24 protein-coding genes are annotated in these 14949 nt (G+C 65.7%); all 24 read right to left on the bottom strand.

The window, feature by feature from the left end:
* Positions 1–59 precede the first annotated feature (59 nt).
* The gene (locus ACHFFZ_RS16590) at positions 60–2195 is read right to left on the bottom strand and encodes a dipeptide ABC transporter ATP-binding protein (RefSeq protein WP_394277699.1); all 2136 of its coding nucleotides are present in this window, start codon (positions 2193–2195) and stop codon (positions 60–62) included.
* Entirely contained in the window at positions 2192–3196 is a 1005-nt protein-coding gene (locus ACHFFZ_RS16585) for an ABC transporter permease (protein WP_394277698.1), read from the bottom strand. Before ACHFFZ_RS16585 ends, ACHFFZ_RS16590 begins: the two co-directional genes overlap by 4 nt.
* A gap of 10 nt (positions 3197–3206) precedes the next feature.
* Entirely contained in the window at positions 3207–4190 is a 984-nt protein-coding gene (locus ACHFFZ_RS16580; RefSeq protein WP_394277697.1) for an ABC transporter permease, read from the bottom strand.
* 275 nt (positions 4191–4465) lie between these two features.
* Entirely contained in the window at positions 4466–4906 is a 441-nt protein-coding gene (rplO, locus tag ACHFFZ_RS16575; protein ID WP_394277696.1) for a 50S ribosomal protein L15, read from the bottom strand.
* Position 4907: 1 nt separating this feature from the next.
* Positions 4908–5090: a 50S ribosomal protein L30 gene (gene rpmD, locus ACHFFZ_RS16570; protein ID WP_394277695.1), complete on the bottom strand. Its 183-nt coding sequence runs from the start codon at positions 5088–5090 to the stop codon at positions 4908–4910.
* A complete protein-coding gene (gene rpsE, locus ACHFFZ_RS16565) occupies positions 5090–5701 on the bottom strand; it encodes a 30S ribosomal protein S5 (RefSeq protein ID WP_394277694.1) in 612 nt (203 codons plus the stop codon). The genes rpmD and rpsE overlap by 1 nt, the downstream gene beginning before the upstream one ends.
* 23 nt (positions 5702–5724) lie before the next feature.
* A complete protein-coding gene (rplR, locus tag ACHFFZ_RS16560) occupies positions 5725–6108 on the bottom strand; it encodes a 50S ribosomal protein L18 (protein ID WP_394277693.1) in 384 nt (127 codons plus the stop codon).
* Positions 6109–6110: 2 nt separating this feature from the next.
* On the bottom strand, positions 6111–6653 hold the full coding sequence (rplF, locus tag ACHFFZ_RS16555; protein WP_394277692.1) for a 50S ribosomal protein L6: 543 nt from the start codon (positions 6651–6653) through the stop codon (positions 6111–6113).
* Between the two features lie 27 nt (positions 6654–6680).
* Positions 6681–7088: a 30S ribosomal protein S8 gene (rpsH, locus tag ACHFFZ_RS16550; protein WP_394277691.1), complete on the bottom strand. Its 408-nt coding sequence runs from the start codon at positions 7086–7088 to the stop codon at positions 6681–6683.
* 185 nt (positions 7089–7273) lie between these two features.
* Positions 7274–7459, bottom strand: coding sequence for a type Z 30S ribosomal protein S14 (locus tag ACHFFZ_RS16545; protein WP_394277690.1), 186 nt, complete (start codon positions 7457–7459; stop codon positions 7274–7276).
* A gap of 11 nt (positions 7460–7470) precedes the next feature.
* Positions 7471–8100 (bottom strand): 50S ribosomal protein L5, encoded by a 630-nt coding sequence (gene rplE / locus ACHFFZ_RS16540; RefSeq protein ID WP_394277689.1) that lies wholly within the window; start codon positions 8098–8100, stop codon positions 7471–7473.
* The gene (rplX, locus tag ACHFFZ_RS16535) at positions 8100–8471 is read right to left on the bottom strand and encodes a 50S ribosomal protein L24 (protein WP_394277688.1); all 372 of its coding nucleotides are present in this window, start codon (positions 8469–8471) and stop codon (positions 8100–8102) included. Before rplX ends, rplE begins: the two co-directional genes overlap by 1 nt.
* Position 8472: 1 nt before the next feature.
* Positions 8473–8841, bottom strand: a complete 369-nt coding sequence (rplN, locus tag ACHFFZ_RS16530; protein WP_394277687.1) for a 50S ribosomal protein L14 — start codon at positions 8839–8841, stop codon at positions 8473–8475.
* 318 nt (positions 8842–9159) lie between these two features.
* Positions 9160–9444, bottom strand: coding sequence for a 30S ribosomal protein S17 (rpsQ, locus tag ACHFFZ_RS16525; RefSeq protein ID WP_394277686.1), 285 nt, complete (start codon positions 9442–9444; stop codon positions 9160–9162).
* 1 nt (position 9445) lies between these two features.
* Positions 9446–9679 carry a 50S ribosomal protein L29 gene (rpmC, locus tag ACHFFZ_RS16520; RefSeq protein WP_394277685.1) on the bottom strand — a complete coding sequence of 78 codons (234 nt, stop codon included), beginning with the start codon at positions 9677–9679 and terminating at the stop codon, positions 9446–9448.
* Entirely contained in the window at positions 9679–10098 is a 420-nt protein-coding gene (gene rplP / locus ACHFFZ_RS16515) for a 50S ribosomal protein L16 (RefSeq protein WP_394277684.1), read from the bottom strand. Before rplP ends, rpmC begins: the two co-directional genes overlap by 1 nt.
* Before the next feature lie 2 nt (positions 10099–10100).
* On the bottom strand, positions 10101–10919 hold the full coding sequence (rpsC, locus tag ACHFFZ_RS16510; RefSeq protein WP_394277683.1) for a 30S ribosomal protein S3: 819 nt from the start codon (positions 10917–10919) through the stop codon (positions 10101–10103).
* Between the two features lie 2 nt (positions 10920–10921).
* The gene (gene rplV / locus ACHFFZ_RS16505; protein ID WP_394277682.1) at positions 10922–11344 is read right to left on the bottom strand and encodes a 50S ribosomal protein L22; all 423 of its coding nucleotides are present in this window, start codon (positions 11342–11344) and stop codon (positions 10922–10924) included.
* Positions 11345–11372: 28 nt separating this feature from the next.
* Positions 11373–11654, bottom strand: a complete 282-nt coding sequence (gene rpsS / locus ACHFFZ_RS16500) for a 30S ribosomal protein S19 (protein ID WP_394277681.1) — start codon at positions 11652–11654, stop codon at positions 11373–11375.
* An 18-nt stretch (positions 11655–11672) separates the two neighbouring features.
* Positions 11673–12509, bottom strand: coding sequence for a 50S ribosomal protein L2 (gene rplB / locus ACHFFZ_RS16495; protein ID WP_394277680.1), 837 nt, complete (start codon positions 12507–12509; stop codon positions 11673–11675).
* Positions 12510–12544: 35 nt separating this feature from the next.
* A complete protein-coding gene (gene rplW, locus ACHFFZ_RS16490; protein ID WP_394277679.1) occupies positions 12545–12856 on the bottom strand; it encodes a 50S ribosomal protein L23 in 312 nt (103 codons plus the stop codon).
* Positions 12853–13551, bottom strand: coding sequence for a 50S ribosomal protein L4 (gene rplD, locus ACHFFZ_RS16485; RefSeq protein ID WP_394277678.1), 699 nt, complete (start codon positions 13549–13551; stop codon positions 12853–12855). The genes rplW and rplD overlap by 4 nt, the downstream gene beginning before the upstream one ends.
* Positions 13548–14210, bottom strand: coding sequence for a 50S ribosomal protein L3 (gene rplC / locus ACHFFZ_RS16480; RefSeq protein ID WP_394277677.1), 663 nt, complete (start codon positions 14208–14210; stop codon positions 13548–13550). The genes rplD and rplC overlap by 4 nt, the downstream gene beginning before the upstream one ends.
* Before the next feature lie 11 nt (positions 14211–14221).
* Positions 14222–14533 carry a 30S ribosomal protein S10 gene (rpsJ, locus tag ACHFFZ_RS16475; RefSeq protein WP_130866077.1) on the bottom strand — a complete coding sequence of 104 codons (312 nt, stop codon included), beginning with the start codon at positions 14531–14533 and terminating at the stop codon, positions 14222–14224.
* Between the last annotated feature and the right edge of the window lie 416 nt (positions 14534–14949).

Here is a 14949-nt window from a genome sequence, read left to right as displayed (position 1 = left end):
CGAGTCATGTGATCCCGCACCGGCCTTCGCTCACGTCCGGCTACGGGCTCCGGCGGCACTCAGAAGACCTGCAGGGCCTTCGGGAAGTGGCAGGCCACTTCCTGGTCTGCGCCCTGCACCAGCAGCGCCGGCCGCTCCTGGCTGCACCGGTTCTGGTTCGCGGCATCCAGCGTCTGGTAGCGCGGGCATCGGGTGTGGAAGGGGCAGCCCGCGGGCGGGTTGGCCGGGCTGGGCAGGTCCCCCTTCAGCACGATCCGGTCACGCTGGCGCTCCTTGGCCGGATCGGGCACCGGGATCGCCGACAGCAGGGCCGCGGTGTAGGGGTGCTGCGGGGCGTCGAAGACGTCGTCGACATCGCCGATCTCCACGATGTGCCCCAGGTACATCACCGCGACGCGGGTGGCGATGTGGCGCACCACCGACAGGTCGTGGGCGACGAACAGGTAGCTCAGGCCCAGCTCGGAGCGCAACTGCTCGAGCAGGTTCAGCACACCCGCCTGGATGGACACGTCCAGGGCGCTGACGGGCTCGTCGAGCACCAGCAGCTTGGGCTCCAGCGCCAGGGCGCGGGCGATGCAGATGCGTTGGCGCTGACCACCGGAGAAGTTGCGCGGGTAGCGGTTGGCGTGTGCCGGTTCCAGCCCCACCAGCGACATCAGCTCCCGCACCCGGGCCTGGATCTTGTCCTTCGGGTAGCCGTTGTACTTCAGCGGCTCGGCCAGGATGTCGAAGATCGGCATGCGCGGGTCGAGCGAGGCCATCGGGTCCTGGAAGACCACCTGCAGGTCCTCGCGAACCAGCTTGCGTCCGGCACCGTTGAGCTCGGCGACGTCCTTGCCCAGTACCACCACCTTGCCCTGCTCGGGCGCCTTGAGGCCCAGGATGCTCATGATGGTGGTGGTCTTGCCGCAGCCTGACTCCCCCACCAGCCCCAGGGTCTCACCGGCTCGGATGTCCAGATCGATGGCATCGACCGCGTGCACCGTGCCCACCTGGCGCTTGAAGACCGCACCCTTGGTCAACGGGAAGGTCTTGACCAGCCCTTCGACCCGCAGGACCTCCTCGCGTTCCTCGCGCGGGATCTCCAGCAGGGAGTGGGCCCGCTTCTTCGGAATTGGGTAGATTTCGGCATAGTGCAGGTCCTGCTCGGCGATCTCGTGGGTCCGCACGCAGGCCGCCAGGTGTGTCGGCTCGTCGGTGCTCGCCAAGGCCGGCTCCTGCACCCGGCAGCGCTCGGTCTCCATCGGGCAACGGGGCGCGAAGGGGCAGCCCTGCGGCAGGTTCAGCAGCGACGGCGGGTTCCCATCCACCGGGGTGAGCATCTCGTCGCGGCTCTGGTCCGGACGCGGAAGCGAACCCAGCAGGCCGATCGTGTACGGGTGGCGGGATCGGTAGAAGATCTCGTCCACCGTGCCGGCCTCGACGATCCGCCCGGCATACATCACGGCCACCTTGTCGGCCATGCCCGCCACGACGCCCAGGTCGTGGGTGATCATGACGACCGCGGCGCCCGTCTCGCGCTGGGCCACCTTCAGCAGGTCGATCACCTGGGCCTGGATGGTCACGTCGAGGGCAGTGGTGGGCTCGTCGGCGATGATCAGGTCAGGATTGTTGGCGATCGCCATGGCGATGACCACGCGCTGGCGCATGCCGCCGGAGAACTCGTGCGGGAAGGCCTTGGCGCGCACCTCCGGATTGGGGATGCCGACCATGCCGAGCAGCTCCAGCGCCCTGGCGTGGGCGTCGGCGTCCGACATCTTGTTGTGGATCTGCAGTGCCTCGACGATCTGGTCCCCGATCGTGTAGACGGGGGTCAGCGCCGACAGCGGGTCCTGGAAGACCATCGCCACCTTGCGGCCGCGGATGTTGCTCATCCAGTTGTCGTCACGGCCGACCAGCTCGGTGCCGTGCAGCTGGACCGAACCGTCGATGCGGGCGTTCTCGTCGAGCAGGCCCATGACCGCCATGGAGGTCACGGACTTGCCGGAACCGGACTCACCGACGATGCCGAGCACCTCGCCGCTGTTGACCGACAGGTTGACCCCGCGCACGGCATGCACGATGCCGTCCTCGGAGGGGAAGCGGACGTTCAGGTCGCTGACCTTGAGGACCGGGACCCCAGCCTGGGCGGTGGGCAGGTCGTGCCCTCCCACCTGGGTGGCCGAGGGATTCGTGGTGGGTGCGGGGTGGCTCATGCCTTGCCTCCGGACTTCGAGGACGGATCGATGGCGTCGCGCAGGGCGTCACCGATGAAGTTGACCGACACCAGGGTGAGCACCAGCAGGGCTGCGGGCGCCAGGAAGACCCACGGGAAGGTGGTGGCCGTCTGGTTGCCCTCGGCCAGCAGGGTGCCGAGCGAGGTGTCGGGGGGCTGGACGCCGAAGCCGAAGTAGCTGAGCGCCGTCTCGCTGATGATCGCGTAGGCCACCGCGAGGGTGCCATCGATGATCAGGTAGGAGGAGATGTTCGGGATGACGTGCTTGGTGATGATCACCCAGGAGGGGACGTTCATGAACCTGGCCGCGTTGACATAGTCCAGGTTCACCACACTCAGCGTCATCGCGCGCACCACACGGGCGCTCAGCATCCAGCTGAAGGCCACCAGCATCAGGATGAAGACCCAGGTCGCACCCTGGCGGCCGCCGAGGGTCTGGCTCAGGATGGCAATCAGCAGGAAGGAGGGGATCACCAGCATCAGGTCGATGATCCACAGGATGGTCTTCTCCACACGCTTGCCGAAGTAGGCGGCCGAGGCCCCCACGAGCGAGGCGATGATCACCTGCAGGATGGCGACGCTGAAGCCGATCATCAGTGACTTGCGCAGGCCCTCCATGCTCATCGCGAAGACATCGCGTCCGCCCTGGGTGGTACCGAACCAGTGCAGGTTCGACGGAGGTGACAGGAACCAGTCGCTGTCGACGTCGTCGTACTTCCACTGGCCGATGTGGGGCCCGACCAGGGCCAGGAGCAGGATGAAGCCCAGCCCGATGACGCCGAGCTTGGCACTCAACGGGCGCCAGAAGCGCTTCATGATGAGTCGGCCGCGCGACATCTGCTTCTCGCCCTTGTCGAGCACCGGCTGCTCGTCGTCGGGCTTGCGCATCTCGTGCTTCTCGACATCGCCCAGCAGCTGGGCCGTCTTGGCGGTGGCATCCACCTCGGACTTGGGGCCGACTTCCGGTTCCATGTTCGTCATGTCGGAGCTCCTAGTTCGTGCGCACGCGCGGGTCGATGGCGGCGATGAGGATGTCGGACAGCACGGCGCCGGTGAGCACGCACACGCCCGAGAAGGCGGCCACGGCAACCGAACCGTTGATGTCCTGGGCGCCGATGGCCTCCACCGAGTAGGCACCCATGCCGTGCCAGCCGTAGATCTTCTCCGTCATGGCCGCGCCAGTGAAGACCAGGGCGACGCTGAAGGCCAGCTGCGTGGCCATCGGGATGATGGCATTGCGCAGGGCATGGCGACGGATCGCCTTGCCCTTGCGCAGGCCCTTGGCCCGGGCGGTACGGACATAGTCGGCACCCAGCGTGTCCAGCATCAGGTTGCGCTGGTAGCGGGAGTAGCTGGCCATCTGCATCAGGGAGAGCGAGAGCGTCGGCAGCAGCAGGTGCTGCAGGCGGTCGAGCAGGCGCGGGAAGAAGCCGGGAGCGGACTGGCCGGTCTCGCCGATGAACTCGAAGACCGGGTAGCCCGCGGCCGTGTTGATCCAGGTGGCGATCATCTGCAGCGTCACGGCCAGCACGACGGTGGGCGTGGAGATCAGCAGCAGGGCCAGCAGCGAGAAGCCGCGGTCGGCGAAGGAGTACTGGCGCACCGCAGTCCAGGCGCCCAGGCTGACGCCGACCACCATGCCCAGCAGGGTGCCGATGCTCACCAGGCGCACCGAGACCCACACCTTCGTGGACATCAGTTCGTTGACCGCCTCACCCTTGGGCGTGTAGCCCCAGTTCCAGTGGCCGAAGACCTCCTTCAGCCAGCGGCTGTAGCGCAGCAGCGGCGAGGTGTCCGGGTTGATGTTGTAACTCGTGAGCGTGGCGTTGACCGCATCACGGTTCAGGTCGGGATTCGACCAGTCGAAGGCATTGCGTGGGTCCATCGTGACCGACGCCATCAGGTAGGCCAACGAGACTGCGATGAACAGCAGCACCGCGTAGTTGGCAAGACGCCGAAGCAGGAAGCGGAGCACGGACGTCCTTTCTGTGAGGTGCACGTGGCCCACCGGCATGGACCCTCGTCGCGTCGGCAACATTGCCTCCCGCTTCGAGCACCAGTCAAGGAATTGGGGCAACGGTGACCCAGTTGTGACCGAAGAATGACCTTTGCCGCAGGAGCCCCTCACAAGGATTGATCCCGTGGAACCTTCACGTCCCACCACTGCCCCACCGGCATGAGCTGCGCAACCGGGCATGCAGAACGGGGCAGCACCCGAAGGTGCTGCCCCGCTGCGTCAGACGACGAGGGTCACAGCTCGGTGACCGAACCGCCCGCCTTCTCGATCTTCTCCTTGGCCGAGCCGGTGAACGCGTCAGCGCTCACCTGGACGGCAACCTGCAGGTCGCCGCTGCCCAGGACCTTGACCAGACGGCCGCTGCGGACAGCGCCCTTGGCCACGAGGTCGGCCACCGTGACGGCTCCACCCTCGGGGAAGAGCTCGCCGATGGTGCCGACGTTGACGACCTGGTACTCGGTGCGGAAGGGGTTCTTGAAGCCCTTGACCTTCGGCAGACGCATGTGCATCGGCATCTGGCCACCCTCGAAGGACTCGGGCACGTTCTTGCGTGCGCCGGTGCCCTTGGTACCGCGGCCAGCGGTCTTGCCCTTCGAGCCCTCACCGCGGCCAACACGGGTCTTGGCGGTCTTCGCGCCGGGGGCAGGACGCAGGTGATGAACCTTCAACGCCATGTCACTCCACCTCTTCCACGGCCACGAGGTGCTGAACGGACTTGACCATGCCACGAATCTCGGGGCGGTCTTCCTTCACCACAACGTCGCCGATCCTCTTGAGACCCAGCGTGCGCAGGGTCTCCTTGTGGTTCTGCTTGCTGCCGATGCCAGACTTCAGCTGGGTCACCTTGAGACGAGCCATCAGTTGGACGCCCCTTCCTTGCGGGCCTTGAGCAGGGCGGCGGGGGCCACGTCCTCGACGGACATGCCGCGACGCTTCGCGATCTGCTCGGGCTCCTCCAGGCTCTGCAGTGCCTCGACCGTGGCGTGGACCACATTGATGGCATTGGGCGAGCCCAGGGACTTGGCCAGGATGTCGTGCACGCCAGCGCACTCCAGCACGGCGCGGACCGAGCCACCGGCGATGACACCGGTACCGGGCGAAGCCGGACGCAGCATCACGACACCGGCAGCCTTCTCGCCCTGCACGGGGTGCGGGATCGTGCGCTGGACCAGCGGCACCTTGAAGAAGTGCTTCTTGGCCTCCTCGACACCCTTGGCGATCGCCGCAGGCACCTCCTTGGCCTTGCCGTAGCCGACGCCCACGGTGCCCTCGCCGTCGCCCACCACAACCAGTGCGGTGAAGCTGAAGCGACGGCCACCCTGGACCACCTTGGCGACACGGTTGATCGCAACCACGCGCTCCAGGTACTCGGACTTGACCTCCTGCTGGCGGTTGTTGCCTCGACGGTCCTCACGACCCCGACGCTCGCCGCCTCCTGCACCGCCACCGCGGCGCTGAGTTTCACTCATCGTCTTTTGCCTTTCAGTCGTGATCAGAACCCGAGGCCAGCCTCGCGCGCGGCGTCAGCCAGCGCAGCGATGCGGCCGTGGTACTTGTTGCCGGCGCGGTCGAAGACCACCTGGTCGATGCCTGCAGCCTTGGAACGCTCGGCGATCAGCTCGCCGACCTTCTTGGCCTTGGCCGACTTGTCGCCCTCCGCACCGCGGACGGCAGCCTCCATGCTGGAGGCCTGGGCCAGCGTGTGGCCCTTCACGTCGTCGATCACCTGCACGCCGATGTGGCGCGCAGAACGGGTGACGACCATGCGCGGACGCTCGGCCGAACCTGCGATCTTCTTGCGGCCACGAGCCTGGCGACGCAGACGCGACGCAGTCTTCGGAGCCAGTCCCTTGCGGACTGCCAGAGAGATAGCCATGGTCACTTACCAGCCTTTCCGACCTTGCGGCGAACCTGCTCGCCGGCGTAACGCACGCCCTTGCCCTTGTACGGCTCGGGCTTGCGGAGCTTGCGGATGTTGGCCGCGACCTCGCCGACCACCTGCTTGTCGATGCCCTGCACGCTGAAGGCGGTGGGCTTCTCGACGGCAAAGGTGATGCCCTCGGGGGCATCGACGATGACGGGGTGCGAGAAGCCGAGCGCGAACTCCAGCTGCTTGGGACCCTTGGAGATGACGCGGTAGCCGACGCCAACGATCTCGAGCTTCTTCTCGTAGCCCTCGGTGACACCGATGACCATGTTGTTCACCAGGGTGCGGGTCAGGCCGTGCAGCGAGCGGCTCTCACGCTCGTCATTGGGGCGAGCGACCTCCAGGAGGCCCTCGTCATTCTTCGTGATCTTGATCGGCTCGGGGACGACGTGGCTCAGGGTTCCCTTGGGACCCTTCACCTCGACGTTCTGGCCATCCAGCTTCACCTCGACACCGGACGGGACGGTGATCGGGAGCTTGCCAATACGTGACATCAAATTCTCCTTATCAGTCTCGCCGGGTCACCAGACGTAGGCGAGGACTTCGCCGCCCACGGACTTGGCATGTGCTTCGCCGTCGGTCAGCAGACCCTGCGAGGTGGAGATGATGGCGATGCCCATCCCACCCAGAACCTTGGGCAACGCAGTCGACTTGGCGTAGACGCGCAGGCCGGGCTTGCTGATGCGACGGAGCCCAGCGATGGCGCGCTTGCGGTCCTCGCTGAACTTCAGGGTGATCTTGAGGGTCTTGCCGACCTCGCCCTCACCGGGCTCGACGACCTCGAAGTCACTGATGTAACCCTGGGCCTTGAGGATCTCGGCGATACCCACCTTGATCTTCGAGCTCGGCATCGAGGTCTCGTCGTGGAATGCCTGGTTGGCATTGCGCAGACGCGTGAGCATGTCTGCGATCGGATCAGTCATTGTCATGGCTGTTTGCACTTCTTTCTCGCGACGGTTTCATGCCCGGGTACACCCAGACATGACCTTTCGCGCTTTGTCCCGACCGGCGGCCGGGAAGATCTGGTGCGCACTGTGCCTCGGCGAGGCCATGCGCGGTGTGCGCCGACGGTGGGTCGAGACCCCCCGTCGGCGACGGGTTCAGTGGCTCAGCGTCACCAGGACGACTTGGTCACGCCGGGCAGCTGGCCAGCGTGGGCCATCTCGCGCAGGCACACGCGGCACAGACCGAACTTGCGGTAGACCGACTTCGGTCGACCGCACTTCTGGCAGCGGGTGTAGGCGCGGACGCCGAACTTGGGGGTACGAGCCTGCTTGACCTTCAGGGCTGTCTTGGCCATGGTTCAGCGCCTCACTTCTTCTTCTTGTAGTACGCCGGACCGCGACGCACCTTCTTGGCCTTGGGGTCGTCGACCTCCTTGAAGGGGAAGCCGAGGTGCTTGAGCAGCGCCTTGCCCTGCTCATTGTTCGAGGCGGTCGTCACGAAGGTGATGTCCATGCCACGAACGCGGTCGATCTTGTCCTGGTCGATCTCCAGGAACATGACCTGCTCGTTCAGGCCGAAGGTGTAGTTGCCCAGACCGTCGAACTGGTTGCCGTTGAGGCCGCGGAAGTCGCGGATTCGCGGCAGGGCCAGCGTCAGCAGACGGTCGGCGAACTCCCACATCCGGTCGCCACGCAGCGTGACGTGGCAGCCGATGGGCTGGCCCTCACGCAGCTTGAACTGGGCGATCGACTTGCGGGCCTTGGTCACCTGCGGCTTCTGGCCGGTGATGGCGGTCAGGTCGCGGATGGCGCCGTCCATGACCTTGGAGTCATTGGCGGCGTCGCCGACACCCATGTTCACCACGATCTTGGTGAGGCCGGGAATCAGCATCGGGTTGGCGAAGCCGAACTCGTCCTGCAGCGCGGGGCGGATCTCCTCGCGGTACTTCTGCTTCAGGCGAGGCAGCTCACGGGTGGTGGTGGTCTCGGTGCTCATCAGATCTCCTCCCCCGTCTTGCGAGCGATGCGGACGCTGCGGGTGGTCGTGTATTCCGAACCGTCGGGACGACGCTTGGAGACCTCGACGCGCTTGTAGCCGACGCGGGTCACCTGGGCGTCCTTGCCGGTACCGATGACCAGCTGGACGTTGGAGACGTGGATGGGGGCCTCGGACGCGATGATGCCGCCCTTGGTCTGCTGGCCGGCCGCATTGGCCTGGTCGCGCAGGTGACGCTTGGCGATGTTGACGCCCTCGACGGTCACGCGCTCGCGTTCGACATCGACGGCGATGACCTCGCCGATGGTGCCCTTGTCCTTGCCAGCGATGACCTTGACGCGGTCACCCTTCTTGACGTGGAGCGACTTCATGTCAGATCACCTCCGGGGCGAGCGAGACGATGCGCATGTACTTCTTGTCGCGCAGCTCACGGGCAACCGGGCCGAAGATGCGGGTGCCGCGGGGCTCCCCGTCGTTCTTCAGGATCACGGCCGCGTTCTCGTCGAACTTGATGTAGGAACCGTCGACGCGACGGGCTTCCTTGACGGTGCGAACGATGACGGCCTTGACGACGTCACCCTTCTTCACGTTGCCGCCGGGGATGGCATCCTTGACGGTGCACACGATGGTGTCGCCGAGACCGGCGTAGCGGCGCTTCGAGCCACCGAGAACACGGATGCACAAGAGTTCCTTGGCACCAGTGTTGTCGGCGACCTTGAGCCGCGACTCCTGCTGGATCATTGATTCTCCTTCGCTTCACCGGTTCCCGTGAGGGCCTGATGAAGCTTGATCTGGTCCCCCTGGATTTTGCCAGGAGGGGTGGACAACCCCGGGCCGAAGCCCGCAGGCAATGGGCCCCAGGCCCTGGGCCGAGAGATCGAGGACCCGAATCCCCGAGGGAAATTTGGGCACGACAGTCTCCAAGCCAACTTCTCAAGTCTAAACCAGACGGGACTTGAGCACCAATCGAGGGTGGTGCGCTCCCCCATCCGCCGACATGACGAGGGGCCCGTCCTGGTGGACGGGCCCCTCGTCAGCGTGTTGCAGAGGCAACATCGATCACTTCGCGCGCTCGATGACCTCGATCAGGCGCCAACGCTTGGTGGCGGAGGTGGGACGGGTCTCCATGATGCGGACCCGGTCACCGGTGCCGGCGTCGTTGGTCTCGTCGTGGGCCTTGAGGCGCACGGTCTTGGTCATGACCTTGCCGTAGAGGGGGTGCTTCACGCGGTCCTCGACGGACACGACGATCGTCTTGTCCATCTTGTCCGACACGACCAGACCCTCGCGAACCTTGCGGCTCGAGGTACGGCCCTCGGTCTCGACAGTGGTGTTCTCGCTCATGTCAGGCCTTCTTCTCAGGGTCGTCGACGATGCCCAGGTTGCGCTCCTGGAGCACGGTGTAGATGCGGGCGATGTCCTTGCGAACCTCACGCAGACGTCCATGGGACTCCAGCTGGCCGGTGGCGGCCTGGAAGCGCAGCGTGAACAGCTCTTCCTTCAGCTCGAGGACCTTGGCATTCAGGTCGTCACGGCTGAGGCCGCGCAGTTCGGCGGCGGTGGCAGTGGTCTTTGCCATCAGATTTCACCTGCTTCGCGCTTGATGAAGCGAGCCTTGAAGGGCAGCTTGTGGATCGCCAGGCGCATGGCCTCGCGAGCGGTCTCCTCATCAACACCGGAGAGCTCGAAGAGCACACGGCCGGGCTTGATGTTGGCGACCCAGAACTCGGGCGAACCCTTGCCGGAGCCCATTCGGGACTCGGCAGGGTGCTTGGTCAGCGGGCGGTCGGGGTAGACGTTGATCCACACCTTGCCACCACGCTTGATGTGACGGGTCATGGCGATACGAGCAGCCTCGATCTGACGGTTGGTCAGGTAGGAGCTCTCCAGGGCCTGGATGCCGTACTCACCGAAGGCGAGCTTGGTGCCACCCTTGGCCATGCCGTCACGCTTGGGGTGGTGCTGCTTGCGGTACTTCACACGACGAGGAATCAGCATGCTCAGGCTCCTGCGTTCTCGGCCGCCGGTGCCTGGCTCTGCTGGGCCTCGGCGGGATTGTCATTGCGCGCCTGGTCGGCACGACGGCGTCCACCGCGCTCCGGACGGTCGCCACGGCCACGGCCACGGCCGGGACGCTGGCGGCCACCGGGGGCGGCAGCGCGGGCGGCCTTCTGGGCAGCGCGCTCGGCGCGGGTGCCGGTGACGTCGCCCTTGTAGATCCAGACCTTCACGCCGATGCGGCCGTAGGTGGTCCGGGCCTCGTAGAAGCCGTAGTCGATGTCGGCACGCAGGGTGTGCAGAGGCACACGGCCTTCGCGGTAGCCCTCGGAGCGGCTCATCTCGGCTCCGCCCAGACGGCCGGAGCACTTGATGCGGATGCCCTGGGCACCCGAACGCATCGCAGTCTGCTGAGCCTTGCGCATCGCGCGGCGGAAGGCCACGCGGGCGCCGAGCTGCTCGGCCACACCCTGGGCAACCAGCTGGGCATCGATCTCGGGGTTCTTGACCTCGAGGATGTTCAGCTGGATCTGCTTGCCGGTGAGCTTCTCCAGTGCACCGCGGATGCGCTCCGCCTCGGCGCCATTGCGGCCGATGACGATGCCCGGACGAGCGGCGTACAGGAAGATGGTCACGCGCTCGGAACGACGCTCGATCTCGATCGAGGAGATGCCGGCACGCTCGAGGTTCTTGAGCAGGTACTGGCGGATCTTGACGTCTTCACCAACGAAGGCCGCGTACTGCTTCTCGGCGTACCAGCGGGTCTTGTGGTCGGTGGTGATGCCGAGGCGGAAGCCATGCGGGTTGATCTTCTGGCCCATGCTCAGGCTCCCTTCTTGCTCTCAGTGGCGGTCTTGTTGGTCTTGGGCTCGACAACCACGGTGATGTGGCTGGCGCGCTTGAGGATGCGGCTCGCGGAGCCCTTCGCGCGGGGACGGATGCGACGCATGGTCACGCCCTCGTCGACGAAGATCTGCGAGACGAACAGGTCGTCGGCACGCAGGCTCTCGGTGTTCTCCGCGTTGGCGACGGCCGAGGCCAGCACCTTGTAGACGGGATCGGATGCGGCCTGCGGGGCGAACTTCAGCGTGACCAGGGCATCGTTGACGCCCATTCCACGCACGAGGTCGACGACGCGACGCACCTTCATCGGGCTCATCCGGACGTGACGCGCGATGGCGTACGAGCCAGGACGATCCCCGAGCAGGGCAGCGCGACGGCTGGGCCGGCTTTCGTTGTTGCTCATTGCTTGATCTGTTCCTTGTCTCGCCCGCTCAGCGGCGGCGCGCCTTCTTGTCGTCCTTCACGTGACCCTTGAAGGTACGCGTGGGAGCGAACTCGCCCAGCTTGTGGCCGATCATGGCCTCGGTCACGAAGACCGGGACATGCTTGCGGCCGTCGTGCACGGCGATGGTGTGACCCAGCATGTCGGGCACGTTCATGGATCGGCGCGACCAGGTCTTGATGACGTTCTTGGTTCCCTTTTCGTTCTGGGCATCGACCTTCTTGGTCAGGTGCTCGTCGACGAAGGGACCCTTCTTCAAGCTACGTGGCATTTTTCCTCAGGCTCCCAATCAGCGCTTCTTGCCGGACTTGCGGCGACGGATGATGAGGCGGCTGCTCGCCTTGTTCTTGTCGCGGGTGCGACCCTCAGGCTTGCCCCAGGGCGACACCGGGTGACGACCACCCGAGGTACGGCCCTCGCCACCACCGTGCGGGTGGTCGATCGGGTTCATGACCACACCACGCACGGTCGGGCGGACGCCCTTCCAGCGGCTGCGGCCAGCCTTGCCCCAGTTGATGTTGGACTGCTCGGCATTGCCGACGGCTCCAACGGTGGCGCGGCAGCGCACGTCCACCATGCGCATCTCGCCCGAAGGCATGCGCAGCGTGGCGTGCTTGCCCTCACGAGCGACCAGCTGGATCGACGCGCCGGCGCTACGGCCGAGCTTCGCGCCGCCACCGGGACGCATCTCCACGGCGTGCACGGTGGTGCCGACCGGGATGTTCTTGAGGGCCAGGTTGTTGCCGGGCTTGATGTCGGCACCTTCACCGGCGCTGACCGTCGCACCCTGGGCCAGGCCCTGGGGAGCGATGATGTAGCGCTTCTCACCATCGGCGTAGTGCAGCAGCGCGATGCGGGCGGTGCGGTTGGGGTCGTACTCGATGTGAGCGACCCTGGCCGGCACGCCGTCCTTGTCGTAGCGCTTGAAGTCGATGATGCGGTAGGCCTGCTTGTGGCCACCACCGATGTGACGGGTGGTGATACGGCCAGAGTTGTTGCGGCCACCGGTCTTCGACTTGGGGGCCAGCAGCGACTTCTCCGGCGTGGAACGAGTCAGTTCGACGAAGTCGGCCACGCTCGAGCCGCGACGGCCCGGCGTAGTCGGCTTGTACTTACGGATACCCATGAGGTCTCAGTTTCCTTGTCTCAGCGTCCGTCCGGTCAGGCGACCGGACCTCCAAAGATGTCGATGCGCTGGCCTTCGGCCACGGACACGATCGCGCGCTTGGTGTCAGGACGCTTGCCCATGCCGAAGCGGGTGCGGCGCGTCTTGCCGGGGCGGTTGATGGTGTTCACACCGGTGACCTTGACGTTGAAGATGGCCTCGACGGCGATCTTGATCTCGGTCTTGTTCGCGTGCGGGGCGACGAGGAAGGTGTACTTGTTCTCGTCGAGCAGCCCATAGCTCTTCTCGCTCACGACCGGCGCGAGCAGGATGTCGCGATGGTCGCGGATCTTCACAGATTCGGTCACTTCTGGGTCTCCTCTGCAGCGGCCTCGGACTCGGTGGCCACGGCCTTGACGCTCTTGCCCTTGGCGGGACCAGCGGTGTAGGTGTCCAGGGCGGCCTTGGTGAAGACCACGCCGTCGTTGACCAGGACGTCATAGGCGTTGAGCTGGTCAACGGCGATGACGTGCACGGTGGCGACATTGCGCAGGCTCATCCAGGTGACCTCGTCGGTGCGATCGAGGACCACCAGCAGCTTGCTGACGTCACCGACGGCCGAGAGGGTCTTGAGGGCAGCCTTGGTGTTGGGGGTCTCACTGGACACGATCTGGTCCAGGACGAAGACCTTGCCGTCACGAGCGCGATCGGACAGGGCACCCTTGATCGCGGCGGCGATCATCTTCTTGGGGGTGCGCTGGCTGTAGCCGTGGGGCTGGGGACCGTGAACGGTGCCACCGCCGACCCAGATGGGCGAACGACGCGAGCCGTGACGGGCACGACCGGTGCCCTTCTGGCGCCAGGGCTTGATGCCACCGCCGCGGACCTGGCCGCGGGTCTTGGTGGCGTGCGTGCCTTGGCGGGCCGCGGCCTGCTGGGCCACGACGACCTGGTGGATCAGCGGGATGTTGGTCTGCACGTCGAAGATCTCCGCGGGGAGATCGACGGTGCCGGCCTTGTTGCCGTCGACGCCGAGGACGTCGACCTTCAGCGACTCGCTCATGCGACATCACCCTTCTTGGCAGCGCTGCGAACGACGACCAGCGAACCCTTGTTGCCCGGGATCGCGCCGCGGACCAGGATGAGGCCGCGCTCGGCGTCGACAGCGTGGATGGTCAGGTTCTGGACGGTGACCTTGTCGACACCCATGCGACCGGCCATGCGCATTCCCTTGAAGACGCGACCGGGGGTCGAGCAGCCACCGATGGAGCCCGGCGAGCGGTGCTTGCGGTGCACACCGTGGGTGGCGCGCAGACCCTTGAAGCCGTGGCGCTTCATGACACCGGCGGTGCCCTTGCCCTTGCTCACGCCGGTGACGTCGACGACGTCGGCGGAGGCGAAGGTCTCGGCGGTGATCTCCTGGCCCAGGGTGTACTCCGAGGCATCGGAGGTGCGCAGCTCGACGAGGTGCTTGCGCGGGTTCACGCCAGCCTTCTCGAAGTGGCCGCCCACGGGCTTGGTGACCTTCTTGGTCTTGATGGCGCCAAAGCCGAGCTGGACGGCGTTGTAGCCGTCGACCTCGGGGGTGCGCACCTGGGTGACGACACAGGGGCCGGCCTGGATCACGGTCACGGGGACGACGCGGTTGTTCTCGTCCCACAGCTGGGTCATGCCGAGCTTGGTGCCCAGCAGACCCTTCACCTTGCGTTCGGTTGCAGTCATGTTCTCAGACCTCACGGGAGCTTGATCTCGATGTCCACACCGGCCGGCAGGTCGAGTCGCATCAGCGAGTCGACCGTCTTCGGGGTGGGATCGAGGATGTCGATGAGCCGCTTGTGGGTGCGCATCTCGAAGTGCTCGCGGCTGTCCTTGTCCTTGTGGGGCGAACGGATCACACAGAACACGTTCTTCTCGGTCGGAAGCGGCACCGGGCCGGCAACCTTGGCACCCGTACGGGTCACCGTGTCGACGATCTTGCGCGCCGACGAGTCGATGACCTCATGGTCATAGGCACGGAGCCTGATGCGGATCTTTTGTCCCGCCACAGTTGTTCCTTCTACTCGTCCAAGCTTGGTCCGGAGGATTCCGGCTTTCGCGTCGGAGGACCCGGATGGGTCCTCCCCTCTGCTCGATGGGAGGTCTTGACCTTCGGGAAGTGGCCTCCACGGCCATGCATTTCCCTCGATCCCCGACCCCCGCGGTCGGGCGTGTCGCAACTGTGTGGCACCTACAAACGCTCTTTTCCGTTGTTGGTGCCCACTTCAGTTCCGATCACACGGCGACTGCCCAGGATCAGGACGCACCTCACGTGACGCGCCATCTCCATCGGAGCAACTTGACGATTCTGGCATGTCCACACCATCGAACACAAATTGGCCACCAAGTCCCTTCCGCCCCTGCCCTGGGAGTGGCAGGCTTGGCAGCCAGCCCCCAGAGACGACGGGCAAGGAGCCGACATGGA

It is taken from the genome of Luteococcus sp., from assembly GCF_043424415.1.
Taxonomy (GTDB): Bacteria; Actinomycetota; Actinomycetes; order Propionibacteriales; family Propionibacteriaceae; genus Luteococcus.
This window is presented reverse-complemented; position numbering and strand designations above follow the sequence as displayed.

Coding starts and splice junctions, on each gene's coding strand:
- ACHFFZ_RS16590 (WP_394277699.1), bottom strand. CDS start 2,195: ATGAGCCACCCCGCACCCACCACGAATCCCTCGGCCACCCAGGTGGGA.
- ACHFFZ_RS16585 (WP_394277698.1), bottom strand. CDS start 3,196: ATGACGAACATGGAACCGGAAGTCGGCCCCAAGTCCGAGGTGGATGCC.
- rplO (WP_394277696.1), bottom strand. CDS start 4,906: ATGGCGTTGAAGGTTCATCACCTGCGTCCTGCCCCCGGCGCGAAGACC.
- rpmD (WP_394277695.1), bottom strand. CDS start 5,090: ATGGCTCGTCTCAAGGTGACCCAGCTGAAGTCTGGCATCGGCAGCAAG.
- rpsE (WP_394277694.1), bottom strand. CDS start 5,701: ATGAGTGAAACTCAGCGCCGCGGTGGCGGTGCAGGAGGCGGCGAGCGT.
- rplR (WP_394277693.1), bottom strand. CDS start 6,108: ATGGCTATCTCTCTGGCAGTCCGCAAGGGACTGGCTCCGAAGACTGCG.
- rplF (WP_394277692.1), bottom strand. CDS start 6,653: ATGTCACGTATTGGCAAGCTCCCGATCACCGTCCCGTCCGGTGTCGAG.
- rpsH (WP_394277691.1), bottom strand. CDS start 7,088: ATGACAATGACTGATCCGATCGCAGACATGCTCACGCGTCTGCGCAAT.
- ACHFFZ_RS16545 (WP_394277690.1), bottom strand. CDS start 7,459: ATGGCCAAGACAGCCCTGAAGGTCAAGCAGGCTCGTACCCCCAAGTTC.
- rplE (WP_394277689.1), bottom strand. CDS start 8,100: ATGAGCACCGAGACCACCACCACCCGTGAGCTGCCTCGCCTGAAGCAG.
- rplX (WP_394277688.1), bottom strand. CDS start 8,471: ATGAAGTCGCTCCACGTCAAGAAGGGTGACCGCGTCAAGGTCATCGCT.
- rplN (WP_394277687.1), bottom strand. CDS start 8,841: ATGATCCAGCAGGAGTCGCGGCTCAAGGTCGCCGACAACACTGGTGCC.
- rpsQ (WP_394277686.1), bottom strand. CDS start 9,444: ATGAGCGAGAACACCACTGTCGAGACCGAGGGCCGTACCTCGAGCCGC.
- rpmC (WP_394277685.1), bottom strand. CDS start 9,679: ATGGCAAAGACCACTGCCACCGCCGCCGAACTGCGCGGCCTCAGCCGT.
- rplP (WP_394277684.1), bottom strand. CDS start 10,098: ATGCTGATTCCTCGTCGTGTGAAGTACCGCAAGCAGCACCACCCCAAG.
- rpsC (WP_394277683.1), bottom strand. CDS start 10,919: ATGGGCCAGAAGATCAACCCGCATGGCTTCCGCCTCGGCATCACCACC.
- rplV (WP_394277682.1), bottom strand. CDS start 11,344: ATGAGCAACAACGAAAGCCGGCCCAGCCGTCGCGCTGCCCTGCTCGGG.
- rpsS (WP_394277681.1), bottom strand. CDS start 11,654: ATGCCACGTAGCTTGAAGAAGGGTCCCTTCGTCGACGAGCACCTGACC.
- rplB (WP_394277680.1), bottom strand. CDS start 12,509: ATGGGTATCCGTAAGTACAAGCCGACTACGCCGGGCCGTCGCGGCTCG.
- rplD (WP_394277678.1), bottom strand. CDS start 13,551: ATGAGCGAGTCGCTGAAGGTCGACGTCCTCGGCGTCGACGGCAACAAG.
- rplC (WP_394277677.1), bottom strand. CDS start 14,210: ATGACTGCAACCGAACGCAAGGTGAAGGGTCTGCTGGGCACCAAGCTC.